Source organism: Amycolatopsis sp., assembly GCF_036008905.1.
Taxonomy (GTDB): Bacteria; Actinomycetota; Actinomycetes; order Mycobacteriales; family Pseudonocardiaceae; genus Amycolatopsis.
The window spans coordinates 37501-44400 of sequence record NZ_DASYMU010000162.1 but is presented as its reverse complement, the minus strand read 5'-3'; the positions used below and the strand labels follow the sequence as shown (position 1 = coordinate 44400).

The following is a 6900-nucleotide window of genomic DNA, read 5'->3' as shown; positions in this document are numbered from 1 at the left end:
GTCGCCGAGGACCCGTCCGTGCTGACCCGCGAGACGGTCAAGGCGAATTCGGTCGCCATCGTCTCCGACGGCTCGGCGCTGCTCGGCCTCGGTGACCGGGGTCCGGCCGCGGCGCTGCCGGTGATGGAGGGCAAGGCGGCGCTGTTCAAGAAGTTCGCCGACGTCGACGCCTGGCCCGTCTGCCTCGACACGCAGGACACCGAAGAGATCATCCGGACCGTCCAGGTGCTGGCCCCGGTCTACGCCGGGATCAACCTCGAGGACATCGCCGCGCCGCGCTGCTTCGAGATCGAAGCGCGCCTGCGTGAGCTGCTGGACATCCCGGTGTTCCACGACGACCAGCACGGCACCGCGATCGTCGTCGTCGCCGCGCTCCGCAACGCCCTGCGCGTGGTCAGCAAGCCGATCGAAGACTGCAAGATCGTCATCAGCGGCGTCGGCGCGGCGGGGTCGGCGATCATCCGGCTGCTGCTGCGCAAGAACCCGGGTGACATCGTCGCCGCCGACATCGACGGCATCGTGCACGTCAACCGCGGCAACCTCGACGACAACCTCAAGTGGGTCGCCGAGAACACCAACAAGGAGAACCAGTCCGGCACGCTGCACGAGGCGCTCGTCGGGGCCGACGTGTTCATCGGCGTCTCCGCGCCGAACCTCTTCGGTGCCGCGCAGGTCGAGACCATGGCAAAGGACGCCGTCGTCTTCGCGCTGGCGAACCCGGACCCGGAGGTCGACCCGATGGAGGCGCAGAAGCACGCCGCCGTCGTCGCCACCGGCCGCAGCGACTTCCCGAATCAGATCAACAACGTGCTCGCGTTCCCCGGCGTCTTCCGCGGGCTGCTCGACGCGCACGCGCGCAACATCGACGACACCATGCTCCTCGCCGCGGCCGACGCCATCGCCGACGTCGTGGACGCGGGGCGGCTCAACGCGTCGTTCATCGTGCCGAGCGTGTTCGACAGCGCCGTCGCCCCGGCCGTCGCCGAGGCCGTGAAGCGGGCCGTCCGCGAAGAGCGCGCGTCCTCCGCCACGTCCACCGTCTAGTACGGCGAGCATCGCCATCTGTCGACAGATGGCGATCTCTTAGAAGCTAAGAGGTCACGTCATGTCGACCTCTCGCGAAGCTCGGGAGTGAACTCAGCCACCCGGCTGCAGTACCCGCGCCTGAACCTCGGGAAGTTCGTCGAATCGGGCGCGGGTGTCGGTCGTGAGCAGGAGACGTCCGGTGGCGCGGGCTGTCGCGGCGATGATCAGGTCACGCGCACCGCGTGGTTGCCCCGTGGCCCGGACGTGTGCCAGCAGTGCCGCATGGTGTTCGGCTACCGCGACGGTGTAGTCCTCGACCGGTGTGGCGTCGAGGATGCGGTCAAGGAAGCCACGTTGCGCTGCTTTGCGTGCGGGGTCACTGTCGATAAGGACACCGGCGAGGTACTCGGCCACCACCACCGCCGGAAGCGAGACGTCGTCTTCGTCGCTGATCGCGGCTGCGTCCAACTGGCCTCGAAAACCTCGCACCAGCACTCCGGTATCGAGGATCACTCGCGCCACGGATCGCCGTCCAGTTCAGCAGACGCCGAGTTCCGCACATCCGCGACCGGGTGGCGAAGTCGTCGTCGAGACCCGGAGTGTCCGCCCATTCGCTGAAAATCGAGCGAAGGGCTTTGCCGTTGGCTCGAGGTGCGGGAACGATAAGAGCTACTCGGCGGCCGTTACGCGTGATTCAGATAATCTGAGGCATGGGCCGGCCGTTCAGGAAGGAGTGCCATCTGTCGACAGGTGGCGGGGTGGCCCGCGTAGCCTTTGCGCGTGAGTGAACTCAGCCACCTCGACGAAGCGGGCGCGGCTCGTATGGTCGACGTTTCCGGTAAAACCGCCACCGTCCGCACAGCGTTCGCCACCGGGACGATGCAGACCACGACCGAGGTCCTCGGCCTGCTGGCGTCGAACGGCCTGCCGAAGGGCGACGCGCTGGCGACGGCGCGGATCGCGGGGATCATGGGGGCCAAACGCACCCCGGACCTCATCCCGTTGTGCCACCAGATCGCGTTGTCCGGGGTCGACATCGAGTTCGAGCTCGGCGAGTCGACGGTCCGGATCCGTGCGACGGCACGGACCACCGACCGCACCGGCGTCGAGATGGAAGCGCTGACCGCGGTCGCGGTGGCCGGGCTGACCTTGCACGACATGATCAAGGCGGTGGATCCGGCGGCGACGCTCAACGGCGTTCAGCTGGTCCGTAAAGAAGGTGGGAAGAGCGGCACATGGGAACGACCGTGAAGCGCACCGCGCGGGTGATCGTCGCGTCGAATCGCGCGGCGAAAGGCGTCTACGAGGACAAAACCGGGCCGGTCATCGTCAGTTGGCTCGCCGGGCGCGGGTACGAGGTGCCGGAGCCGCTGGTCGTCGAGGACGGCGAGCCGGTGGGGCAGGCGTTGCGCCAGTGTCTGGACGAAGAGGTGCAGGTCGTGATCACGACCGGAGGCACCGGGATCTCGCCGACGGATCGCACTCCCCAGGTCACCGCGGCCCTGCTCGACTACGAGCTGCCCGGCGTGGCCGACGCCATCCGGGCCGCGGGCCTGCCGTCCGTCCCGACGGCGGTGCTGTCGCGTGGGCTGGCCGGGGTCGCCGGGCGGACGCTGGTGGTCAACCTCCCCGGCTCCAGCGGCGGGGTGAAAGACGGCCTCGGCGTGCTGGAGGGCGTGCTCGACCACGCTGTCGACCAGCTGGCGGGCGCGGATCATCCGCGTCCCGCGGCCGCACCAAAAGTACCCGTTCGGGTGACTCTGGTGCAGGTGGTCGACGCGCCGCTTTCGGTCGAGGAGCACGCGCGGCTGGTCGACGACCAGGCCGCCGGCGCCGTGGTGACCTTCGGCGGGGTCGTCCGCGACCACGACGGCGGCCGCTCGGTCAACAATCTCTATTACGAGGGCCATCCCAGTGCCGGTGACGTGCTCGCGGAGGTCGTCGCCGACCTGACGGCGAAGTGGACTGGTGTGCGGGCGGTCGCTGTCAGTCACCGGATCGGCGCACTGGAAATCGGTGACGTCGCGCTGGCGTGTGCCGTTGCCGCCGAACACCGGGCTCAGGGCTTCGCTGCGTGCGCGGAACTTGTCGACGAGGTGAAGGCCCGGTTGCCGATTTGGAAGCACCAGCGCTTCACTGACGGCACGGACGAGTGGGTCAACTCTCCGTAACCGGTTGTGTACCTGAACTGCACTCGGGTGTGCCTGGATTGCACTTGAGCGTGCGTGGATTGCACTTGAACCCGAAAGAGCCCCAACGCTCGGGTGCGTTGGGGCTCTTTCGGTGTTCGCGTTCTTTACTTGGTGGCGATCTTCTGGCCCACCAGGATGAAGTCGGCGTTCGGGATGTACTGCGCGTTCAGCTTCTGGAGCTGCGCGTAGCCACCCTCGACGCTGAACTTGCTGGCGAGCTTCGACAGCGTGTCACCCGCGACGACAACGTAGTTGCCGGCCGGGTTGTCCGACGCGGTGCCGGCCACAGGCGCGGCGGCCGGGGCCGGGGTAGCGGCCTTCACGGACTTCTTGGGTGCGGCGGTGGTCTTCGGAGCCTTCTTGGCCGCGCCCTGGGTGTTGGAACCCTTCGCGACAGCGCCGGAGCCTGCCTTCTTGCCGCACACCGGCCAGGCGCCAATGCCCTGACCCTGCAAAACCTTCTCCGCCACGGCGATCTGCTGCTCGCGGGAAGCGCTGGACGCTGAGCCCTGGCCGCCGTAGGCCTTCCAGGTGCTCGCGGAGAACTGGAGTCCACCCTGGTAACCGTTACCAGTGTTGATGCCCCAGTTACCGCCACTCTCGCACTGGGCGATTGCGTCCCAGTTGGTACCTGCTGCCTGCGCGGGGGTCGCAGCGATTGCCAGCGGAGCGCCGACCGCGATTCCAGCGACCGCGACGCGGGCGATGTTGCGGGTGGCGGCGGACATCTTGCGGTGCTTGCCTCGGTAAGACATGACTTTTTGCTTCTCTCTCCTGCGCCGACGAGCTGTGGTGCCTGCGGGTCCGCCCAAGTGGGCATGGCCGGCCGGGAAGCCGGCTGACTTCGGGCTTCGCACGACGCGTCGCCTTGGGTCCCCTCGTCCCTGTCCAGAAGTGCTTTCGCTCGGGGTATGGTCCGGGACTCCGTTGGACAGGGCTTGGCGCTACGGATTCCCGGTGTTGCAGGTTGGTCGGGGCCAACCGAAAAGCGACGCTACGTAATTTCCGCCGTGATCGGAAATTAATCGCTATGTGACCTACATCACAGTAACGGGGCGCAACCTATAACGATTCGATCATTTCCGCAGGTCAGCGGGCCGTTATAGTACCGTTTTGTGCCCGAAGATTATTGCCGAATATGAGGCTTGGGTCACGTGGTTGGCGTGTCGCAGGCCCTTTCGCGGGGCTGTCTAAACGCCGAGGCGGTGCACCTTATTGATCTGTCGCGCACTTCGCCAGTCCAATCACGAACTGAACTACACGTATGTAGTTCAACAGAAAGGAATTGCCTCATTCCGCAGCGTGAGAACGGGTGAAAGGCAGAATTCAGCCGCCCGCGAACGGCGGGAGCACATCGATCCGGGCTCCGTCGGTGAGGACGCGAGCCCGGTCGCGGACGGCCACGCCGTCCAGCAGGAAGCTCGCGGCGTCCAGTACGCGGGGAAGGCTCTCAGGATGGGTCCGGCGCAGCTCGGCGACCAGATCGCCCACCGAAGGCCCGGCGTTCAGCTGCACCTTCTCCTCGTCGACGCCGCTCGCGGCCCGGGCCGAAGCGAAGTAGCGGACCAGTACGGTCACCGTGGTCACCTCAGCCCCCGATCGCACTCATTGGCCGGATTGGCTGCGCAAAGCCGGCTTCGTTGATTTCGTGCCCCGCCAGTTTGCCCCACATAGTGGTACGCCAGGCATCCGCAATCGCGTGGTCATCGGCACCCGCGCGCACGAGCGCGCGAAGGTCCGTCTCGTCGTTGCTGAACAGGCAGGAGCGGACGGCGCCGTCCGCGGTCAGCCGGGTGCGCTCGCAGGCGGCGCAGAACGGCCTGGTCACCGACGCGATGATGCCGACGTCGCCGGGCCCGCCGTCGACCAGCCAGCGCTCGGCGGGTGCCCCGCCGCGCTTCGCGGGGAACGGGGACAGGGAGAACTCCGCCTCCAGCATGCCGAGGATCTCCGCCGCGGTGATCATGTCGCCGCGGTTCCAGCCGTGCTGCGCGTCCAGCGGCATCTGCTCGATGAACCGCAGGTGGTAGCCCTCGTCGAGGCAGAACTGAAGCAGCGACGCCGCCTCGTGGTCGTTGATCCCGCGCATCAGCACCGCGTTGACCTTGACCGGGGACAGGCCCGCGTCCCTCGCGGCTGCCATGCCGTCGAGCACGTGCGAAAGCTTGTCCCGGCGGGTGATCGCCTTGAAGGTCTCGGGGTTGATCGTGTCGAGCGAGACGTTGATCCGGTCCAGCCCGGCCGCGGCCAGTTTCGGCGCGCGCTTGGCGAGGCCGATCCCGTTGGTGGTCATGGAAAGCCGTGGCTTGGGCTCGAGCCCGACGATCTCGGCGACCATGTCCTCGAGACCCGGGCGCAGCATCGGCTCGCCGCCGGTCAGCCTGATGTCGGTGACGCCGAGCTGCTCCACGGCGATCCGCATCAGCCGCATCAGTTCGATATGGTCGAGCTTCTGCTCGTCCGGCATCCAGTTCAGGCCCTCGGCCGGCATGCAGTAGGTGCAGCGCAGATTGCACCGATCCGTCAGGGAAACCCGCAGATCGGTGGCCACCCGGCCGAAGCTGTCGAGGAGCCCTGGATGATCGGGCCGGGGCGTGTTCGACCCCTCTCGTGTACCGGGGACGCGAGGAAACCCAAGATCTACCGAAGTCATTGGCACCAGCTTAACTCTGTGAGCGGGGAATAGCTGAATGGATAGAATGTTTCGCGGGGAAAGTGACTCAGTACGTGAAGTATCGGTGAAGGGATTCCGGGATGGCCGTCGAGGCAGCGAAGAAGTATCCGGTGTCCTCCGAGGAGTTGGCGCGCTTCGGGAATCTGGGGCGTGAGACCAGCACCCTCACCGTACTGCGGCACGCCCGAATTGCCGAGAAACTGGGACTTTCCGCGACCGATCACAAGGCGCTGGACCTCGTTGGCCAGACCGAAGGACCGCTGACGGCGGGCCGGATAGCCGAGCTCACCGGGCTTTCCACCGGCGCGGTGACCGGTGTGATCGACCGGCTGGAGAAGGCCGGGTTCGTCCGCCGGGTCCGTGACCTGCAAGATCGCCGCAAAGTGCTGGTGGAGATCGCCCCGCTCGACGCGGAACGGTTAGTGCCGCTGTTCCAATCCGCACTCGATTTCACCCGGGACGTGCTCGAGCGGTTCAGTTCCGAGGAGCGGAAAACCATCGAGCGTTTCCAGAACGAGATGCTCGACGAGTTGCGCAACGAAATACTCGGCGAATCGCGCTCTGGATAGCTTTTCCTCATCTGCGGCGATAATGTTCCGAGCATGCCGCAATTCCGGTTATCCGAAGCAGCTCAGCTGCTTGGCGTCAGTGATGACACCGTCCGCCGGTGGGTCCGGGCCGGTCAGCTGACCGCGTTCGACGACGCCGCGGGCCGCAAGGTCGTGGCGGGCGCCGAGCTCGCCGAGTTCGCCCGCGCCCAGGCCGTCGCCTCCGAAGACCCGTCCACCGTGGGCAGATCGGCTCGCAACCGGTTCGTCGGCCTGGTCACCGAGGTGACCATGGACAAGGTCATGGCTCAGGTGGAACTCCAGTGCGGCGGGCACCGGGTGGTGTCGCTGATGAGCAGCGAAGCGGTCCGCGAACTGGGGCTGAAGCCCGGTGTGCTCGCGGTCGCCGTCGTCAAGGCGACCACGGTTGTCGTCGAGACCCCGGAAGGAAAAGCATGAG

General features: G+C 66.7%; 9 protein-coding genes. 5 read left to right on the top strand and 4 right to left on the bottom strand.

Annotated features, from left to right (window positions below):
* The coding region (locus tag VGP60_RS28625; RefSeq protein ID WP_327551227.1) for an NAD(P)-dependent malic enzyme at nucleotides 1–1044 on the top strand (1044 nt) is incomplete at its 5' end.
* Nucleotides 1045–1137: 93 nt separating this feature from the next.
* Here VGP60_RS28625 and VGP60_RS28620 read toward each other — a convergent pair.
* On the bottom strand, nucleotides 1138–1494 hold the full coding sequence (locus VGP60_RS28620; protein ID WP_414640420.1) for a type II toxin-antitoxin system VapC family toxin: 357 nt from the start codon (nucleotides 1492–1494) through the stop codon (nucleotides 1138–1140).
* Between the two features lie 312 nt (nucleotides 1495–1806).
* Here VGP60_RS28620 and moaC point away from each other — a divergent pair, with 312 nt between their 5' ends.
* Nucleotides 1807–2277 (top strand): cyclic pyranopterin monophosphate synthase MoaC, encoded by a 471-nt coding sequence (gene moaC / locus VGP60_RS28615; protein WP_327551226.1) that lies wholly within the window; start codon nucleotides 1807–1809, stop codon nucleotides 2275–2277.
* Nucleotides 2274–3197, top strand: a complete 924-nt coding sequence (locus VGP60_RS28610) for a molybdenum cofactor biosynthesis protein MoaE (RefSeq protein ID WP_327551230.1) — start codon at nucleotides 2274–2276, stop codon at nucleotides 3195–3197. The genes moaC and VGP60_RS28610 overlap by 4 nt, the downstream gene beginning before the upstream one ends.
* Nucleotides 3198–3322: 125 nt before the next feature.
* Here VGP60_RS28610 and VGP60_RS28605 read toward each other — a convergent pair whose 3' ends face one another.
* The 3 genes from VGP60_RS28605 to moaA form a co-directional block, all read right to left on the bottom strand.
* Nucleotides 3323–3973, bottom strand: coding sequence for a transglycosylase family protein (locus VGP60_RS28605; protein WP_327551225.1), 651 nt, complete (start codon nucleotides 3971–3973; stop codon nucleotides 3323–3325).
* Nucleotides 3974–4544: 571 nt separating this feature from the next.
* Nucleotides 4545–4796, bottom strand: a complete 252-nt coding sequence (locus tag VGP60_RS28600; RefSeq protein WP_327551224.1) for a MoaD/ThiS family protein — start codon at nucleotides 4794–4796, stop codon at nucleotides 4545–4547.
* 10 nt (nucleotides 4797–4806) lie between these two features.
* A complete protein-coding gene (moaA, locus tag VGP60_RS28595) occupies nucleotides 4807–5871 on the bottom strand; it encodes a GTP 3',8-cyclase MoaA (protein WP_327551223.1) in 1065 nt (354 codons plus the stop codon).
* 101 nt (nucleotides 5872–5972) lie between these two features.
* Between moaA and VGP60_RS28590 the strand changes: the two genes are divergently transcribed.
* Together VGP60_RS28590 and VGP60_RS28585 are read left to right on the top strand one after the other, a co-directional pair.
* Nucleotides 5973–6461, top strand: a complete 489-nt coding sequence (locus VGP60_RS28590; RefSeq protein ID WP_327551222.1) for a MarR family transcriptional regulator — start codon at nucleotides 5973–5975, stop codon at nucleotides 6459–6461.
* Nucleotides 6462–6494: 33 nt separating this feature from the next.
* On the top strand, nucleotides 6495–6899 hold the full coding sequence (locus VGP60_RS28585) for a helix-turn-helix transcriptional regulator (RefSeq protein WP_327551221.1): 405 nt from the start codon (nucleotides 6495–6497) through the stop codon (nucleotides 6897–6899).
* The last annotated feature ends 1 nt before the right edge of the window (nucleotide 6900 follow it).